Source organism: Comamonas testosteroni (assembly GCF_000761245.1).
Lineage (GTDB): Bacteria > Pseudomonadota > Gammaproteobacteria > Burkholderiales > Burkholderiaceae_C > Comamonas > Comamonas testosteroni_C.
Genome location: NZ_AWOR01000037.1, coordinates 77,275 through 94,446 on the forward strand (window position 1 = coordinate 77,275; position 17,172 = coordinate 94,446).

Sequence of the window (17,172 nt, forward strand, 5' to 3'; positions counted from 1 at the left end):
GAAAACAATGAACCCTTTTGCAGCCTTTTTTAGATACACGTTCTTTCGATTCACCTTGGGGATGATCTTTCTAGGCTATACCAGCGCAACTTTCTTGACAGCTCCTGATTACATCAACGGGGAATGGCTCTTTCAATCAAGATTGTGGCCTTATGCGATGTGGAAGTGTGTCTTGATGGGTGCAGTTAGTTCAATCCTGCTCGCATGGGCTTTAGTGACTGCACGAGAGTATGCAAATGCCCCTTGCTACCCAACCTAGCAAACGAGCAATCAAGGAATTCCGTCTTTCGCCCGCGAAACTAGAGAGAGCCATGTCTACTGAACAAATCCAGGCCGAAGTTGGTCAGCAAGCCGGGGCAGCAATTGAAGCTGCTCAAGCAGAAGCCATGAAGATCATGGCCGCAGCGAAACGCCAGATTGAGAATTTGGGCCTTGAAGTTTCGCTGATTACACGTTGTCCGAACGGCTCCAAATGGCCGGTGCTGATGCTTGAGGCTGGACAGAGCTACGCCGACATTGAGGCTGTGCGAAACGGCCAGCGATAAAGAAGGAAAACATGACGCACACCTATGCGCCGAAAGCCACCATGAACCCCGTTCGACTTGATGACAACCATAACGGTAAATTCACCGCTTGGATTCTTAGCACCAGCTTTACCGGCAGCTATGAAGAGTGCCAAAGCTGGCTGAGAGGCCATGGCGAGCACATTACATGGAGCGTTAGCCCCGCGCAGGGAATGGGGCCTACGTACCACCATCTAATAGGTCTGAGCAGGCCTATGCTCTTGAACTGCACAAGCGAAGAAGCTCACAAGATCGCCGCAGCCGAAGAAATGTACAAATCGCTAAAAGCTCTGCAAGACGTTGGAATGCTTGAAGATGATTCACGAGGAATGCATGGCGGCATACAAGAAGCTAAAGCTAACGCCCGCGCCATCTTGGCTAAATTAGCTAGTTCATTTTGACATCAAGGAAAGAAGAATGACTCAACTTGAGCACTTGGACGAAATTGCCCGTGAAGCATGGGCTGGCAACTATGACCGCACTGGGGTCCTGTCTGGTGGTGAGCGCCGCTATGTTGCCCTGGCATCAGGCCGGATGCGCGAGCTTTGCCCAGATGATTCGATTCCCTATGCAGTGAATAGTCTCGATCCTGGCTGGTTTGAGCACATGCTGACGGTGTGGCGAGCAGATAGCCAACCCCTGAGCTGACAAAGGAAATCACACATCGGTAGACCCCAAGAAGCGTTCTGAAGAACGTGCTACAGGCCGCCAGGACGGCAGGCCTATAGCACGAGAGCACGGGCCAGTGATAATTTGAAGATCGACAGACAGGGATAGTCAATGAAAAGAAGTTGGATGCGAGTTAAGACGGTTGCCACGGTGGCATTGATTGCTGCGACCGTGAGCGCTGTTCATGCCGCACAGGTGGAGGGAGAGTCTTGCGCCCATGTGAGCAATGGAACCTTCGGCGGTCGTTTCTCGAAAACGCTGATTTGCGCAAACCAGGTATGGCAAGACGCTGAAACGTTACCGCAAGCGACCATTTCCATTGCGAAATACAGCGCATCAAATGCCTTCGTCAAATCGCGTGCTTTAGTGTCACTCGTAGGCACGCCGGTCATCAGTAAAGAGTTCGGTGTGCCCGATGCATTCTCAATTTTTGCTACGGTCGTGCGGTTCAACGCAGACAACACAGCGCACGTAGTTGTTGACATCGAAACAGGTGATGGTTGGCAAAAACACATTGAGAAAGTTGTGTCCACTGGCACAGAGACACGCATTGCCATCGATGGCAGTGGCGCAGAGTACCGGATGTCCGTTGTACGTCACCAATAAGAAAAAAAGAGCGCGACAGGAAGAGTTGAAGGAGGCAGGAAAGATACATGAAGAAAAAGCTATTGTTGAAAGCATTCGTGCAAGCTGCTGACCCTGACACGCTGCGAATCCTCCATTTGGAGAGCGGGTGGAGTGTCACTAGCGACGATGCCTTACTCATGCGGCCCAATGGGCGCTCTTCATTCGACACGCCCGAACAGGCTCTTCGTGTGTTGGCCGGGGTGGGCATTCGCTGTGCAGTCATTGAATGGGATGGCCTGGAAGCCATCACCGAGTAAGCAAGGAACATCGATGACCCCCTCATCTGCAAAGCGTCACTTGCTGAAACTGCAGCGCGATCTCGAAGAGAGTGAAGCGAAGTTGCGGGAAGCAGGCTTTTCCGTTGCCAATGGATCGGTGCGCAAATTTGATTTGCGAACAATTGAAGCTATCAATGTCCTGGTGCTTGGGATGGGACAGAAGCCCAAGCGACTCACAAAGAAGGCAACGAAGTTGCTTGAAGAGGCGGGTTGCAATGAGATTTCGGACGACTATGTGATGCTTGGCTCAACTGATCTGCGCGTCCTTCTGTCCGATGCAGCAATTGATGATTTGAACGCCCAGGCGCGAGATCAAGACAGCTACAAATGATCGATCAAGGCACGATGCGCGAGAAAAAATGGAGCACTTCCCCTGCGCAGGGGATGGGGCCGTATTGCCTTGGCGGGCTGAATGGAAAGCCATCATGAGTATTTGGGCTTGGATTTTTCGAGTGGCAGGGGGCCGATTTATGATCGGCGTTCTGCTTGTTCTTCTGGGCTGCACAGGCCTGAACATGCCGACTCTTGAAAAAGATGGCGAAGTTGTCATTCAGACCGCACTTTGGAATTTTGGTCATTGGCCGTTCGTGCTTTGCTTGGGAGCTGGCTTGGTACTGATTTCATGGGCATACGTCACAGCTAAAGAATGGCAAGGTGCCAAATTTCACAATCCAGAGATTCAAGCAATCGCTGATGAAATGGATGCAGCGATTCGCGCTGAAAAGGAAAGCCCTGCGGGTCAACGTAAGGCGAGAATTAAGTCAGTTGGTATCGTCGCAATTTTTTTGGGCGTGGGTGTTGTGGTTACGGGCTTAGTTTCAGATGAACTACTGCTTTCTGATTGGTACAAAATTTGGTTCGGTTTTGGAATGGGTTTGATTGGTCTGGGGGCGGTTGCACTCGCATTATTCTGGGACTAAGAAATGCACTTCTGTTTGATCCAGAGATTTAGAGAAATAACCCATGAATGATGCACACCGTAAAGCCCGCCTAAATTACCTCATTGACCATGATTACGGGCGAGCAGCTGAATTTGTGCGTTCCACTGGCATCAGCAAGGCACGCGTATCCCAGATGACCAGTTCAGCTCACCCTTTTGGTGAGGCTGCTGCACGCAAGCTGGCTCAAGACCTTGGGCTACATGAAGATTGGTTCAACCACACCTTACCCACTCCAAAAGAAGAGCAGGCTGGAAAGAGCCAGCCCACCACGATGGATGTTGTGACATCCATCAGCGGTGCGATTCTCCTGACAACTGATCGCCTGAACGTGTTGACCAGCACTATTGAGCGGCTTCACAGCTTTGCAATCAGTCCAGTCTGTCCGCAGGCCTGCGCCGAAGAAATTTTTGACCGAATTGCAGATTTGGAAAAACTGCTTCGCGGCGTTGAGCGTGAGAAGGCCATCAGTGCCCAGAGTCTCAAGTCTTGATCAAGGGAGCACTATCACCATGCCTCAATATTCCAGACGAGTAATTGCCGGAAGTGGCGAAACCTGGGTCGGTGGTGTCGCTTGGTCGGATGTTTCTGAAGAGCACGAAGGTCCGTGTCGCGTGAGCTTCAATAGCCGCACTGGACGCGTAGATGTCGCAGTCTTCCCGAACTATTGCGAAGCTCATGCGGCAGCAATGTGTGGCGTGACAGTCGAGTTGGGTGGGTATTGTGAGGCCGTGGTTACGGCAGCTGTCGATGGAGAAACAGTGACTCACCAGACCAGTGCGAGTTGGCTTCAAGAGTAGACCTACGCATAAGATCAGGATTCCGCTTTAGAGCATCAGTGAAAGCAAAATGACACAAAGATCGCAGCTCGAAATCACTGCATATCACGAAGCTGGCCACGCTGTGATGGCCATGTCATGCGGGTTTCACGTCACAGAGATTTCTATCGAAGCTTCGGAAAATGGTCAAGGGCATACAGCGTGGCAAACGCCCATGTCCATGGCTGTGGCCGCGAGGGTTGGCACAATCATGACCCTAGCATCTGGCATGGCAGCTGACTATCTGCATTGCAAGAGCCTTTATGGAGAGGACAGACAGGAAGCATTGCTTGGGTATAAAGGTGATGAGCAAGATGCCAACATACATCTTTCTGAAATTGGTCAGGAATGGGCATTTGAATACTACGTTGGACTCGCACTTAGGCACCTTAAACAGGACGAGGTTTGGCAATACGTAAAGCAAATAGCAGAATTGCTGAAGGAAAGCCGATTGATTAATGGTCGTGAAACTTTGCACAGGGTCGCACAGCAAATACCGAAAATTCCTGCGCAAACTTTGGAAACGTACAAGTTTATTGTTGAAGATATGTATAAGCTGGAACAGATACATGCGGAGCGCAACTGAATGCGCAAACACACATGAACATCGCCAAGCGCCAAGCCACCGAGGCGATGCCACTGGACCAGAAGCTACCGCAAAGTAATACAAGGAGATCACATGGCAGTTACTAGAGATCCAGCACCGAGCGGCAAGCTCAAATTGGTGGACTACTTTCATGAGACATCTAGCACGCACGTTGACACATCGCGTGAAATTGTCCTCGTGCCACATGGCAAGGAAGCAGTCATGCTGGAAATCCAGTTTGAGCACAACAACGCATACAAGGGCACGGGGACATCGACCATTGAGCGTTGGTCGATTGACCGAGAGCAGCTGGTCGAACTCATCAAGGCAAACGGCCAGCGTGAGTCTGTTGTTTAAGAGGTTTGTGACGCGATGAGAGAGTTGCGGGGAAGACAGGGAGAAGGAACTGGGTATGTGGAAGCGAACAATTTCCGTCAGCATTGCATTTGTATTGTGGGCAGCTGTGTTCTTCACACAAGCTGCATTTGATGTTCCTTATGTGTTGATCATGCTGACGATGTTCTTTGTCAGCCTACCTGCCTCCGGTTGGATCGCGCGCATGCTTACGGGTGTTGATCCGTACAAGGTAATGTTCAGATAGAAGGAATGCATTTCTGATGTGGCAGCAGATCTGGGGTACTCTTGAATTGGTAGCACAGGACATGCCGGGTGGTGTGCCTGTGTTGCATGCATTTCTACTGGTCGGATGCATTGCACTCTTGATGCTCGTTATAGAAGTGACACTAAAGGTCATCGTGGCCAGGGAAGATTCACCGTCTCCGAAGTTGAGGAGACATTGAAGGCGCAGCCTGTTGGCTGCTGGAGAGCTATGCTGCGCACTGCGCATGATCTCTTTTTCGCATGCGAAAACTCTGTCCTACCTTCTTTGGAAGGGGCAGTTTGTCCACAAAGGCCTACTATTGCATAGCGTTTTCCGTATTGCGCAGCGCTCGCGCGCCTGATTCTGTAGAGTGACCCGTCCACCGAACAAACAAGGAGGACAACACCATGAGTAAAGATGTAGAACAAGCCCGTGCGGCATATGAAGCTGCCAGAGCTGAATGCATTTCCGAGACGGAAAGCTTTTGCAATCGACGCGATGGCAGTGTTAGGCAAGAAGCTATGGCAGAAGAGCGGCTTGAAAGAGCGCGTGCCAATGAGGCGGAAAAGAAGCGAGATCTTGAAGCCGCAGAACGTAGGCAACAGCAGCAAAAGCCAAAAGATGGCGAGCCTGGTTAAGCTGAACCAGGCGCTACTTTTCGATTGACATGAGATCTACAACGCTCTTTCCGTAAGAGCGTTTTTTTGTACGTATTGGTTCAGCAGAAGGAACTTGCTGACCAAGATGGGCCGCCCCACGGGCCGACTATTGAAGATGCGTGTTTAGCCTTGACACCATCTATAAGTCCGTGGAGAACTCCATGAAAAGCGTAAAAAAGGTGGTCCTGTACGCTACCGCAGCCCTAGTGGCGGGCGCGGCAGGTTCTGTGCACGCAGATGTGCTGCAATACAAGTTCAGTCAAGCCAACGGCCAAGTGCGAGAAGTACTTGCTGAAAACAGGTACATAAACCCCGATAGCTTTCTTGATATTTATGCAAGCGCTGGAACAGATCGAAAGGTGAAAATCACCATTCTTCGAAAAGATACTGGTGCTGAAGTCGAAAGCAAAACAAGCGAGTTGTTGGGTTTCAACAGCAAGATTGTTGTCGATTCAAAGTCTTACTACGGTGCTATTCTGAGGTTCAACTCTCCCTCAGAAGGAACCTTTGTAGCCCGTCAAGACACTCTGTCATCAGCGAACAAAATTGTTCAGACAACACAAACCGAGTTTGTTGTTGACAGGACACCACCTAGAACGGGTGAGTGGTTCTGGAGCGTTCCATATGGTGGTGGAATACAGGGTGATGGGATACCTAAATTCGGTACAACCGAAGCAAGAAATATTGGTATCAAAGATGTCCAAGATGCAAGTGGGATATCGTCTATCAACTTCAAGACTGAAGTTATTAATGGGCCGAAAACCGGCCTGATCACGAACACTGGTGATGTTGGTTACAACGAAAGCTTGAAAGAGGCAATCATCGGTGGGGCTAATGTCAATGATCTGTTCGACAAAGCATTCAACTCGTTGGGGGCAAACTCAAAGAATAAGATTACATTCTTTGTGACGGACAAAGCAGGTAATAGTTCATCATCTTCGATGATCTTTCATAATGATAGTATTTGCCCTGCAACTCCAATTCCGGTTGGATACTACGATCCAGCATATGGCGGAAACCTGTATGGTGTTCAGCAATTAAAGGGATATAGAGAGATTACTGGAAGTTTTAATCTTCCTCAGAACCCAGGTAGCTTCATCTATCGATCTCCAAGAAGCCAAAGCAAATCTGCCACAGAAACACAACCCTATGGCGGATATTTTGTAGCCGATGCTGGTGGGGTTATTAGTCATTCTGTTATTCATAGTGATAGCAACTATGTTTACTACAAGATTGACGGTGTTATTAATCCAGATAAACAATTTGGGGATTTTTTGCGGTGGAACAGTGACGGGTTCTGGGTTTGTGATGATGTAAGACTTCCTCAGGCTAATTTCACAGCTTCAACGACTCCACCTCATAATAAAATCAAGCAAGAGTTTGACATCGCTGGTTATGGTCGTATCCAAGTCGGATTCAAAGATATTCCAGGAAGGACGATTCCCAGAGATACCAAGATGACTGGTATCGCAGTTGAGGTTGAACCACGGCCATATGTACAAAGGGTGATGGTCGCTCAGCAGACCTGTGATGTCCCCGCGAATCAGAAGTCTTGCTATATCAATACGAATACGCCTTGGAACGTCACAGGCGAAGTTGTGATGTATCAGTATCTGAGTAATGTTAGTCGGTTAGATATGCCTGGAATGGTGGTGCCTGCGGGGTATATCACCCTTGCCTATGATGGCGAAGATCCGATATTTCAGAGGTTCGTCAGTCATGATAGTTTTGAGAAGAAAGTATCTGTTGAATTCTTCGAAGGAAATTCAGGTAGTCTTTGGGGAACTGTAAATCTTCCGCATTCAGGCCTCAGATTTGTCGATAAGTCTGGAAAAGAAACTATTTTCAATCATGAATCTGTCGTTTCTGGAAATAACAAGTATACATTTACGACAAGCTATAAAGGTCTACCCCCTGGCCAGTATGATGTTTACGCGTGGGCAACGGATAACTGGGGAAATACTGCAGCTCCATCTCCAAAATTATTCACCATTGCGAACGACACAACCAAGCCAGTGATTAAGATCATTTCATCAGGGAGCGGTGTGACAAGTCTTGATGATATTACCTTCACTGTGAATGATGAAACTACGGCGAAGCCGCGAGTCACAAGCATCAAGCTTGAGGGAGGACCTACAAAAGATACGGTTTATCTAACGGCACGCTCACTGGGACTGAATTACTATGGTTTGGAGTATCCAATCATGTTCCCGAGTCTTGAACAAGGTGAAAGCTACACGCTCACAGTTCAAGGCGTAGACGATCAGGGAAATATAGGAGAAGCGAGCTTCGGCTTCGACTACACACCTCGCCAAATAACGATGTCGCCAGACGCGAGTGGCATATTGTCGATCCCTGCCTTGGCAGCGGAGTTCAGGCGTGCCAGCGGCAAGGAGGTGATCGACTCCAATCCCGTGACAATGCGCGATGGTACGGTTGTGTCGGGCCGATATGACATCATGGCCACGCTGCGCAAGGATGCCAAAGTACCGCTGAAGGTCAACGGTTTCGTTGTCGAACCTGGCCAAACTGTTGTCGTGATGCCTGCCCACGACTTCGCCAGCACAGGTGGCAAGATCAGCCTGTCCGTGTCTGCAGCAGTGGATGGCCAAACGGGCACATCCAATTTGCTGGTCACAACCTCAGCTCCGAACTCCCCGGTCCTCATTGCGAATATCAACGTCTGGAAGCCAGCTGGGAAGCTCACAGGAACATCTGCGTCCGTGCGTCAGGGCATTGATGTGTACACAACGAATGCAGTGAATGACGCTGCTAATGGGAGCCGGTGTGCCCTGAGTACGGATGAATCCCGTGCCAAGACCGCTGATCCCATCACAGCCCCAGTGTGTTTGCTGGGTTGGGACAAGATTCCAGAGGGGGATTACCAATCTACTGAGAAAGACAAGAGCACCATCAACCTGCAAGGTAGGGCATCCAAGCTGGGGAGCAACGACATGACGTTTGCTCTTTACATGTATGCCTCCAACGGCACCAAGTATCTCGTTGGTAACGGCAGTGGCAAGCTAAACGTCACATCGCCAATGGGTTCGGTGAAAATAGCCACGATCACCGATCTCTCGAAGGTGACTCGTCGGATTCAGGAAATTGACACTCGCGTCAAGCAGGTTGAAGGTCCAGTGTGTCTCTTCGTGCAAGGCGCTGAGAAGGCCGCGCTCGATGCCAGCACCAAGATGAACATCGCAGCAAGCCCAAGCTGCTGGGTGGAGTGGACAAAGCTGCCTGTAGGCTTGAGCCAAGCTGAGAGAGTCGAAGTTCCCCTGCTGCAGGGCAACATCCCGAACAAGGGCGCGACTGAGCTGAAGTGGAAAATCTCGATGTTCAGCAAGTCAGGACAACAGATTGTCCTGAATGAGCAATCACAGCCTATTACGGTCGTTGATCCTTCCGTTCCTACGGTAGAGATTACCTCCCCACACGTCGTCAACGATAGCCTGCTTGTGGTGCCTCACACGGGTGGCTATGTAGGTGACGTGACCATCACTTCTGAGAGATCTCAACTTGATGTGAGCATCATGCGAGGCACTGACGTTCTTGAGTCAGGTGTTGCGGAGCCAAGCCGATTTGACAAGAGCCAGCTATACCGCCGCATTGATACCGACGAGCGGCCCCTTTGGACTGAAACACCGTACACCGTCAACGTCAACTACACGTTGCTGCCTGAAGTGAAGACCAAGAAGGTCTACCGCATCGTGGCAGGCCCATCGCTTGGCATGAGGCCGGTTGTATCGGTGAATTCGAACCAGGCTGTGGACACTGAAGCCATGAAGGTGAAGGTGACGATGAGTGACCGATATAAGCCTGCAGAGGCCTATAACGCAAACATGGGCAAATGGAAGGTCCGTTTGGTCAAGCTCATGACCTACAACAAGCGAGAGCCAATGACGGACTATGTGGAAACCGTTGACGGCGTGGCCACGTTTAATGTTGGTTTGGACAATGTGAATGCAGCATCGGTGCGCTTCATCGCAGAGGCGGTGCTTGTATCTCCGATAGAAGGCTACAAACGAACTGAAGAATCAACAGTGCCGACATTCATTACTGTGTTGAGAGGTAATGCGATTGGGGCATCCGTGACAGGGCGACGCCTTTCGGGCGAAGCTCCATTCGTGACAGCATTTAAGTTGGCACTGGATGAAGCTCTTGATATGCGTGCGGTCGGCGCTGTCGTCTGGGAAGTCAGCAGCAACCGGGGATCTAGCTGGGAGAAGATCGTTCAGCCGGAACAGCGCAAGATGATGTTCATGCGTACCTTCGAGAAAGGTGAGTACAAGGTCCGGGCCAAGATCACCAACATCAACTCTGCAAAGGAAAAGTACACAGAAATCGTGGATGTGATCGCCTATGACAAGCCCAAGCTTGAACTGACTGGCGCGCAGCAGCACTTCATCGGCTCCAAGGCCACGATGAGCGCCAAATTCAAATTTGGTAAGGACTACATCAGCAAAGATCGCGTCGTGATTGAATGGTCTAAGGATGGTGGGAAGACCTACGCAAAGGGTACAGATACGTTTCAGCTGACCTCAGCCAAGGAAGCCCGGATCAAGCTATCGGTTCGCGCTCGATCCATTGATGCACCAGGCAGCGATGCCTATGCTTTCGATGTCGTGAACAAGAGCATTGACTTTCTGCCAGTGAAGCCGCCCCGTCCTTACGTGACGGGTCCCTCACGAATCGAATTGGGCAAGACATACACCTTCAATGCGCGCATCACACCTCCGTACCCTTCGATGGATGTGAAGATGGCCGGTGCCTTCACCTTGCCGAACGGCAAGGTCGTCAACGGCGAGTCGGCAACCTATACGCCCACTGCAGCTGACTTGTCGGCAGAGCGAGTCGAGACAAAATACACCGCCTGGGTTGATGGCTACCGCAACCAGGGGGCAGAAGGGACTCACTCGATGCGTTCGCGTGTTTGGGAATATGTGTTCCCATCATTCGGTCTGCAGATCCGCAAGAGCGCAAACGTGTCGCCAGTTCAGATCACGCTGACAGTTCGTCCGATTGCTTTCGAGGGCACCCTTGAATCACCGACCTACGACTGGAACATTCCAGCAAGCGCGACCGTGCTCGACGACAAGTTCCCCACGCTGCGAACCTTTGTCCTCAATTCCACTGGCGCATTTGATGTCGGTGTGGTTGTCCGTGATGCGCGAGGTAACGTTGCAAAGCTGAAGGAAACCATCCTGATCGGTGAAGCTGCACCTTACTCAGTAGAGGTGAAGTACTCGGGTTCTAACCCGATCAATCGCGCACCATTGAGCGTTCTGCTGCGCCCTTATGTGACGGGTGGGCATCCGCAAGATCGCATCCTGACTCGGGAGTTCTTCGTGAACGGTGAGAAGCTGAACGTCACTGGCTTCTATGGCCGAACCGTCCTGCAGGCGGGTGAGCACGACATTCAGTACAAGGTTGTGAGTCAGATGGGCAGCGAGGCCACGGCCAAGCTCAATATCTCGGTGAAGGAGAACCAGCCTCCAACCTGCACCATGTCAAGCCGTGAGACAGTCGGCTCCTGGCTCTTCTATGCATCCTGCAAAGACGAGGATGGTCGCATGAAAACCTACGAATGGACTGTGGATGGTGAGGTGAAAGCGGTTACTGGTGATCGCTTGACGCTGAACCGCAGCGGTGATGCCAGGAAGCCCAATGTTCAACTGATCGGCATCGATGATGCAGGCGGGCGCTCGCAGCCAGCTGCGCTGCAGTAAGCCTCTGTAGCTACCAAATAAGGCCCGCGCTCTTGGAGCTGCGGGCCTTTTTCATTTCCGCCCAGGAAGGGCAACTTGGTGTTCAAGGAAATCAAAGGGCGAATCCTAGACTGAAAGCTCCCATAGTTACGTGGAGACGCGTATGAATTTCCGCAGAAAGTCAGGTGCATTGTTCCTGATTGCAGCAGCTGGCCTTCTACATGGGGCCAATGCTGAAGTTGTCCAATATGAATTTACGGACACTTTAAAGAAAACAAAAACTGTTCAAGCTTCTTCAGCGATTGATTTCTTGAATCCATCCGGTGATATAGCGGTTACTGTCAGTGCTGGTATTGATCGGAAGATTAGATTGACGGCCATTGATGCCACTGGAAAACAAATAGCGACCCAAACGAGCGCAGTTGTCGGACCCAATGACAGAGTTGTTGCGAACAACAAAAGTTATTACGGGTTTGTAATGACTTTAAGGCTACCAGGGGAAGGCAAGTACACAGTAAAGGCCGAGCTTCTTTCATCGTCAAATCAGGTGGTTCAGACTGATGGTTATCAGGTCATTGTGGACACGACACCACCGACCGCAGGCGAAATTGCGATCACGTCCCCCTATGGTGGCGGCATCATGGCCGATGGTCTTATTGCCGTTGCGAAAGTAGATAACCAGACAGGTTTAGCCAGTGTCTCCATATCCAATATTCATGACAGCAACTCTGTCAAGTCAATTAATTATGAACTTCTGACATCCAATTCTGGCATTGTTGTCAAATCTGGTGATGCTCAGTATGCCGAGAATTCGGATTCTATAGACTTAAAAAGAACTTTCTTTGCAAATACATTCAATGTTGATAATGGAAAATATAGACTCAAGTTCAAAATTAATGATATTGCTGGCAACACTTCAACATTAGAAAGAGCGTTGTATGTAAATTCAGCCTGTCCTGATACGCCGGAGTTTATGGGTCTTTATGACCCCAATTCAACAAGCAACTTTCTTGATATTCCTGCGTTGAAGGGATTTGTTGGTCCAAGCAACGGAAAGAATATTGTTAAGTTCAATCCAGCAAAAGCCTTGTATCGCGTCAAAAAAAATCAATCGAGAGATTTTGACCCGATCTGGGGCGGTTACTTTGCAAATATGGGAGTCGCAAAAACCGTATTGACAGCAGATGAAGATTATGCTTACTTGGTGATGGATGGGCCTGTAAATGAACTCGGCAACTTCCCAAACGAAACGCATAGGTGGACTAATACGTCAACACATGCTTGTAAGTCAATGGCGGTGCCAAATGCTGAGATTGACCCTTTGCAGTCAGCACCGGAGCCACAGTTCACGGAGGCATATATTGATGGATATGGTTGGGGGGCTAATACTTTCTACACGAAAGATAAAAATGTTCCTGCAGATACCAAAGTTTCACGTCTCCGATTTCATATCAAGGCACCTAGAGGCTATGACATTCAGGTTTCGCAAGGTAAGCCTTCATGCGTAATTCCGGCTGGTGAAGTTTCGTGTGAAATGGAAGTTGATTTTCCATTTAACACTTCAGATTCGCATGGTGCATACTCATTTAATGGCGTATTTAAAAGAGCGTCAGACGGCCAGCTTTCACTGTCAGGAAATGGGCGATTTTTCTACTGGGATAAGAAGAGTCCGACGATAACATCTGTATCCCATATCCGGGAAATAAAGGAATTTGTTTTTACTGTAAATGAGCCAGGCACAACCTCATATGGGATGGGACTAAATAAGGGATATATCGATGCAAAAAATAATAGAAGTGGAGTGGTGACGGAAATTGCCGAAGTCAGTGGAAGAACATCTGCAGGTAACGACCATAATCTCACGATTTCATATAAGTCTCTTCCTGATGGAGAATACACTTTTTCATTGAGAGCATTGGATAATTATGGTAACTCTGTCGAAAAAAGTGTTGATGGTGTTTATGCGATTGATTCGACCCCGCCTGTTCTGAACATTGTTGCCGGAACCTCGATTTCGACACTTGATGATGTCAAGATTAACTTGAGTGATGCACTGGACAAAACCCCCAGAATAACCGAGGTAAACCTGAAGGGCGGGGCGTCCAATGAGAACGTTTTTTTGACTGTGCGTTCACTTTCTGCGGGAAATTATGCTCTGGAATACCCAGTGATGTTTCCAAGTATGAAGGAGAATGAAAAATATACTCTAAGCATCAAGGCTCAAGATAGTCAAGGAAATGAGGTCCAGAAAAGTGTGACTTTCAAGTATGAGCCGAATCAGATCGCACTAAAGGGAAATTCTTCAAAGATTTCGATTCCGGCTTTTGAAGGCGATTACGTGCTGGAAGGCGGGAAGAAAATCCTGGAAACGGAAAAATTTACACTGAAAGATGGATCTAACGTTGTTGGTGTCTATGACATCTTCTTGACGCTTAGATCAGATTCAGAGGCACCCGTTCGCGTTAATGGTGTTGAAGTTTCGCCAGGGGAAACTAAAACTGTTATCAAGGACTACAACTTTGGTTCTAACGAAAGCAAAATTGCATTTGATATAAAGCCTGGTGCTCAATTCAAAAAAGGTGTTGCGAATATCCTGGTTTCCTCTTCCGCCCCGAATTCTCCAATCGTTGTTGGTGAAGTAACGATGTGGAAGCCAGAGATAGATGTCACCTTCCCTTCGCGTAGCATTGTTCAGGGAATTGAGAATTACACTGTTGCTCTTCGACCAGAAACATCAGCAACGTGCCAACTGACTACGCAAGAGACGAAGGCGAAGGCGGCAAACAATCTTCTTGCTCCGGTTTGTCTCGTGGACTTTTTTTCAAAACCTGTTGGTGACAGTATTCAGGTCGATGTGGCGAATGGTGTTGACCTCATTGGTCGTATGAATCAAGTCGGAAGGGAGGGTGTTTCATTTTCGCTGTATGTGTACGACAGCAAAGGGAAAAAGAATCAGGTGCAGAGTGGTATAGCATCGGTGAACTCGGTATCTGCTTTGGGATCTGTATCACTTGCTGCTACCGATGATATATCCAATGTGGTTCATTCAATTACTGATGCCGGTGTGAGGCTGAAGATTCAAGATGGCTACAAATGCAGTCTCACAATGAACAGAGATGCGGCGATTCAAGATGCTGCCACTCGGTCAACTGAGCAAGCGAGCAATTATTGCTTTGTTGATTGGATCAAGACCCCACCAGGGCTGGTTCAAGATGAGCGGTCTGACACGCCCTATCTTCGTGGCGTTGTCTCGTCTGAGGGGGTGCACCCGATCTCCTGGCGCGTGAGTCTGTTTACCAAAACTGGGGCTGAAATCAAGCTCAATGAGCAGTCAATCAACCTGACGGCGGTGAACCCACCTAAGCCCGAGATCCTTATCAACTCCAAGAGCTTGGTACCAGACGCTGAAAACGTGTTGGTTGTTCCGATGGCGGGCGGGTACATCGGTGATGTCGAAATCAAGTCGGTACGTGCCGCTCTGGACCTATCCATCGCGCGTGGTACTGAAGTCTTGGAACAGGCAAAAATTGAGCAGTCGATGGGCCTGTCCAACAATTCGACCTTTCGACGATTGAATGCGGACGCCCGTAATCTGTGGGAAGTCACGAAGTACAAGGTTGCAGCGGCCTTTACCGCACTTCCTAGTGTGAAACAGGAGGTCGTGTACAGCGTCTATGCAGCGCCCAGCGAAAGTGTGAAGCCAGTCATCAAACTGGATTCAGACACAGCTGTTAACACCTCGCCCATGAAGGTGGTGGTCACGATGAGCGACCGAGGCTCAACCTCTTCGACCTATACCCCCGAGACAATGGGGAAGTGGAAGGTGAGGTTGGTGCGAGTCATGACTTACAACAAGCGCGAAGAGCTTGCTGCACCAGTTGCGATCTCTGAAACTGGCGAGGCTGTATTCAATGTCGATGTTGGCAGTTTAGATTCGACGGCTCTGCGGTTCGTGGCCGAAGCTGAGCTAGAAAGTCCTGTACCTGGCTACAAGCGAGTGGCAGAGTCGCCTCAAGGTGCCTTCGTCACCATTTCACGAGGCGGAGAGATCACATCAGCCATATCTAGCCGTCGAACGTCTGGAGAAGCCCCCTTCACGAACACCTTCAAGCTGAGCATCGATGAGCGTTTGGATATGCGCGCTGTGGGCGATGTTGCCTGGGAGGTCAGTTCTGATGGTGGAAAGAGCTGGGTGGCGCACGATGTCAAGAACAAATCACAACGCTTCATGTTTGTGAATGTCTTCGACAAAGGTACACATCAGGTCCGCGCAAAGGTGGTCAATGCTAATTCGCTGAAGTCCAAGTATTCGGAGCCAGTGGAAGTCATTGCTTACGACAAACCGAAACTTGTGCTCACAGGTGCTCAAGCCTTCTACGTGGGTGGTACCGCCAAGGTCACAGCTGCCCTAACGCTCAATGGGAAGCCAATGAACACAGGAGATGCAGTAGTTGAATGGTCTGTAGACAACGGAGAAACCTTCAATGAAGGATCTACCCAGTTCGAGATCAAGCAGTCTGAAGTGGCCCGAGTGCGTTTGGTGGCCAGAGCGCGCTCTAAGGAAGCGCCTGCAGAGGACATGAGTGGCTACAGCGTTGTTCGAAAAACTGTGGAATTCCTGAAGATGAAGCCGCCGCGCGTCTACGTCGATGGCCCAATTCGGGTCGAGAAGGGAAAGACCTATGAACTGGCTGCACGGGTGACACCTCCGTATCGAGACATGGATTTGTCGTTCGATGGCGAGTTCACTCTACCGAATGGAACTGTTCAGAAGGGCACATCCATCCAATACACCCCCAGTGATGAAGATCTTGCATCGCAAACGATTAACGTGACCTACACGGCATGGGCACAAGGTTTCCGTGAAGATGGGGCTGAGTCCACCTACGTTTTCAAGACAAAGGTTTGGGAGTATGTGTGGCCAACCTTTGGCTTGGAGATCAAGAGAACCGCAAAGGTTGCACCTTCAGAGGTGACGGTCAAGATCCGGCCTATCGCATTCAGTGGCAACCTTGAAGAGCCTACCTATAGCTGGACTCTTCCTACCAAGGCAGTCATTACGGACTCTAGCAAGGCGACACAGCGCACCTTCAAGATCCTTGAAGACGGTGTGTATGAAATTGGCGTTGTTGTGAAAGATGCCCGTGGCCATGAGACTGTGATCAAGCAAGATCTGGCAATCGCTGAGTCTGCCCCCTACAAGGTGGAACTTCAGTACTCTGGGTCGAACGCAATCAACCGCGCCCCCTTGGATGTCCTGCTACGACCATATGTGACTGGTGGCCATCCGCTTGACCGCATCGACACACGCTCGTTCACCGTGAATGGTGAAAAGCTGGATGTCGCGGGACACTATGGCCGAATCACTCTTAATGCTGGTAATCACGATGTAGCGTTCAGCATCCGCAGCAAAATGGGTGAGGAAGCTGAGGCAAAGGTGCGGATCAGTGTGAAAGAAAACACTCTGCCAACATGCACGCTGACACAGCGAGAAACAGTAGGCTCCTGGCTCTTCTATGCATCCTGCAAAGATGAAGATGGCCGCATGAGGTCCTATGAATGGACGGTAGACGGTGAGGTGAAAGCGGTTACTGGTGATCGCCTGACGCTGAACCGCATTGGCGATGCAAAAAAGCCTAATGTCCAGCTGATCGGCATCGATGATGCAGGCGGGCGTTCGCAGCCAGCCGCGCTGCAGTAACGCTCAGTAGCTGCCAATGACAAA

The 17,172-nt window shown here is 49.9% G+C and carries 14 protein-coding genes; all 14 read left to right on the plus strand.

Going from position 1 to position 17,172, the window contains the following annotated elements:
• The first annotated feature begins 311 nt into the window (after positions 1-311).
• Positions 312-545, plus strand: coding sequence for a hypothetical protein (locus P353_RS07995; protein WP_157839549.1), 234 nt, complete (start codon positions 312-314; stop codon positions 543-545).
• A gap of 11 nt (positions 546-556) precedes the next feature.
• Positions 557-964 carry a hypothetical protein gene (locus P353_RS08000; RefSeq protein ID WP_034367621.1) on the plus strand — a complete coding sequence of 136 codons (408 nt, stop codon included), beginning with the start codon at positions 557-559 and terminating at the stop codon, positions 962-964.
• Between the two features lie 16 nt (positions 965-980).
• On the plus strand, positions 981-1,211 hold the full coding sequence (locus P353_RS29095) for a hypothetical protein (protein WP_157839550.1): 231 nt from the start codon (positions 981-983) through the stop codon (positions 1,209-1,211).
• A 147-nt stretch (positions 1,212-1,358) separates the two neighbouring features.
• Positions 1,359-1,838 carry a hypothetical protein gene (locus P353_RS08005; protein ID WP_034367623.1) on the plus strand — a complete coding sequence of 160 codons (480 nt, stop codon included), beginning with the start codon at positions 1,359-1,361 and terminating at the stop codon, positions 1,836-1,838.
• A 47-nt stretch (positions 1,839-1,885) separates the two neighbouring features.
• Complete coding sequence (locus P353_RS08010; protein ID WP_034367627.1) at positions 1,886-2,116, plus strand: hypothetical protein; 231 nt, start codon at positions 1,886-1,888, stop codon at positions 2,114-2,116.
• 13 nt (positions 2,117-2,129) lie between these two features.
• A complete protein-coding gene (locus P353_RS08015) occupies positions 2,130-2,468 on the plus strand; it encodes a hypothetical protein (protein WP_157839552.1) in 339 nt (112 codons plus the stop codon).
• 94 nt (positions 2,469-2,562) lie between these two features.
• Positions 2,563-3,057, plus strand: coding sequence for a hypothetical protein (locus tag P353_RS08020; RefSeq protein WP_157839553.1), 495 nt, complete (start codon positions 2,563-2,565; stop codon positions 3,055-3,057).
• A gap of 43 nt (positions 3,058-3,100) precedes the next feature.
• A complete protein-coding gene (locus tag P353_RS08025) occupies positions 3,101-3,568 on the plus strand; it encodes a hypothetical protein (RefSeq protein WP_034367636.1) in 468 nt (155 codons plus the stop codon).
• 356 nt (positions 3,569-3,924) lie between these two features.
• A complete protein-coding gene (locus P353_RS08030; protein WP_034367639.1) occupies positions 3,925-4,479 on the plus strand; it encodes a M50 family metallopeptidase in 555 nt (184 codons plus the stop codon).
• Between the two features lie 93 nt (positions 4,480-4,572).
• Positions 4,573-4,836 (plus strand): hypothetical protein, encoded by a 264-nt coding sequence (locus tag P353_RS08035; RefSeq protein ID WP_034367642.1) that lies wholly within the window; start codon positions 4,573-4,575, stop codon positions 4,834-4,836.
• A 55-nt stretch (positions 4,837-4,891) separates the two neighbouring features.
• Positions 4,892-5,080 carry a hypothetical protein gene (locus P353_RS08040; RefSeq protein ID WP_034367645.1) on the plus strand — a complete coding sequence of 63 codons (189 nt, stop codon included), beginning with the start codon at positions 4,892-4,894 and terminating at the stop codon, positions 5,078-5,080.
• Positions 5,081-5,487: 407 nt separating this feature from the next.
• Positions 5,488-5,718 carry a hypothetical protein gene (locus tag P353_RS08050; protein WP_131667127.1) on the plus strand — a complete coding sequence of 77 codons (231 nt, stop codon included), beginning with the start codon at positions 5,488-5,490 and terminating at the stop codon, positions 5,716-5,718.
• Positions 5,719-5,900: 182 nt separating this feature from the next.
• Positions 5,901-11,468 (plus strand): Ig-like domain-containing protein, encoded by a 5,568-nt coding sequence (locus tag P353_RS27970; RefSeq protein WP_157839554.1) that lies wholly within the window; start codon positions 5,901-5,903, stop codon positions 11,466-11,468.
• 142 nt (positions 11,469-11,610) lie between these two features.
• On the plus strand, positions 11,611-17,148 hold the full coding sequence (locus P353_RS08060; RefSeq protein WP_080750479.1) for an Ig-like domain-containing protein: 5,538 nt from the start codon (positions 11,611-11,613) through the stop codon (positions 17,146-17,148).
• Positions 17,149-17,172 lie beyond the last annotated feature (24 nt).

Bases quoted from the DNA above. Each gene is read 5' to 3' on its own strand.
- P353_RS08000 (WP_034367621.1), top strand. From the start codon at position 557: ATGACGCACACCTATGCGCCGAAAGCCACCATGAACCCCGTTCGACTT.
- P353_RS27970 (WP_157839554.1), top strand. From the start codon at position 5,901: ATGAAAAGCGTAAAAAAGGTGGTCCTGTACGCTACCGCAGCCCTAGTG.
- P353_RS08060 (WP_080750479.1), top strand. From the start codon at position 11,611: ATGAATTTCCGCAGAAAGTCAGGTGCATTGTTCCTGATTGCAGCAGCT.
- P353_RS08015 (WP_157839552.1), top strand. From the start codon at position 2,130: ATGACCCCCTCATCTGCAAAGCGTCACTTGCTGAAACTGCAGCGCGAT.
- P353_RS08005 (WP_034367623.1), top strand. From the start codon at position 1,359: ATGCGAGTTAAGACGGTTGCCACGGTGGCATTGATTGCTGCGACCGTG.
- P353_RS08030 (WP_034367639.1), top strand. From the start codon at position 3,925: ATGACACAAAGATCGCAGCTCGAAATCACTGCATATCACGAAGCTGGC.
- P353_RS07995 (WP_157839549.1), top strand. From the start codon at position 312: ATGTCTACTGAACAAATCCAGGCCGAAGTTGGTCAGCAAGCCGGGGCA.
- P353_RS29095 (WP_157839550.1), top strand. From the start codon at position 981: ATGACTCAACTTGAGCACTTGGACGAAATTGCCCGTGAAGCATGGGCT.
- P353_RS08025 (WP_034367636.1), top strand. From the start codon at position 3,101: ATGAATGATGCACACCGTAAAGCCCGCCTAAATTACCTCATTGACCAT.
- P353_RS08010 (WP_034367627.1), top strand. From the start codon at position 1,886: ATGAAGAAAAAGCTATTGTTGAAAGCATTCGTGCAAGCTGCTGACCCT.
- P353_RS08040 (WP_034367645.1), top strand. From the start codon at position 4,892: ATGTGGAAGCGAACAATTTCCGTCAGCATTGCATTTGTATTGTGGGCA.
- P353_RS08035 (WP_034367642.1), top strand. From the start codon at position 4,573: ATGGCAGTTACTAGAGATCCAGCACCGAGCGGCAAGCTCAAATTGGTG.
- P353_RS08050 (WP_131667127.1), top strand. From the start codon at position 5,488: ATGAGTAAAGATGTAGAACAAGCCCGTGCGGCATATGAAGCTGCCAGA.
- P353_RS08020 (WP_157839553.1), top strand. From the start codon at position 2,563: ATGAGTATTTGGGCTTGGATTTTTCGAGTGGCAGGGGGCCGATTTATG.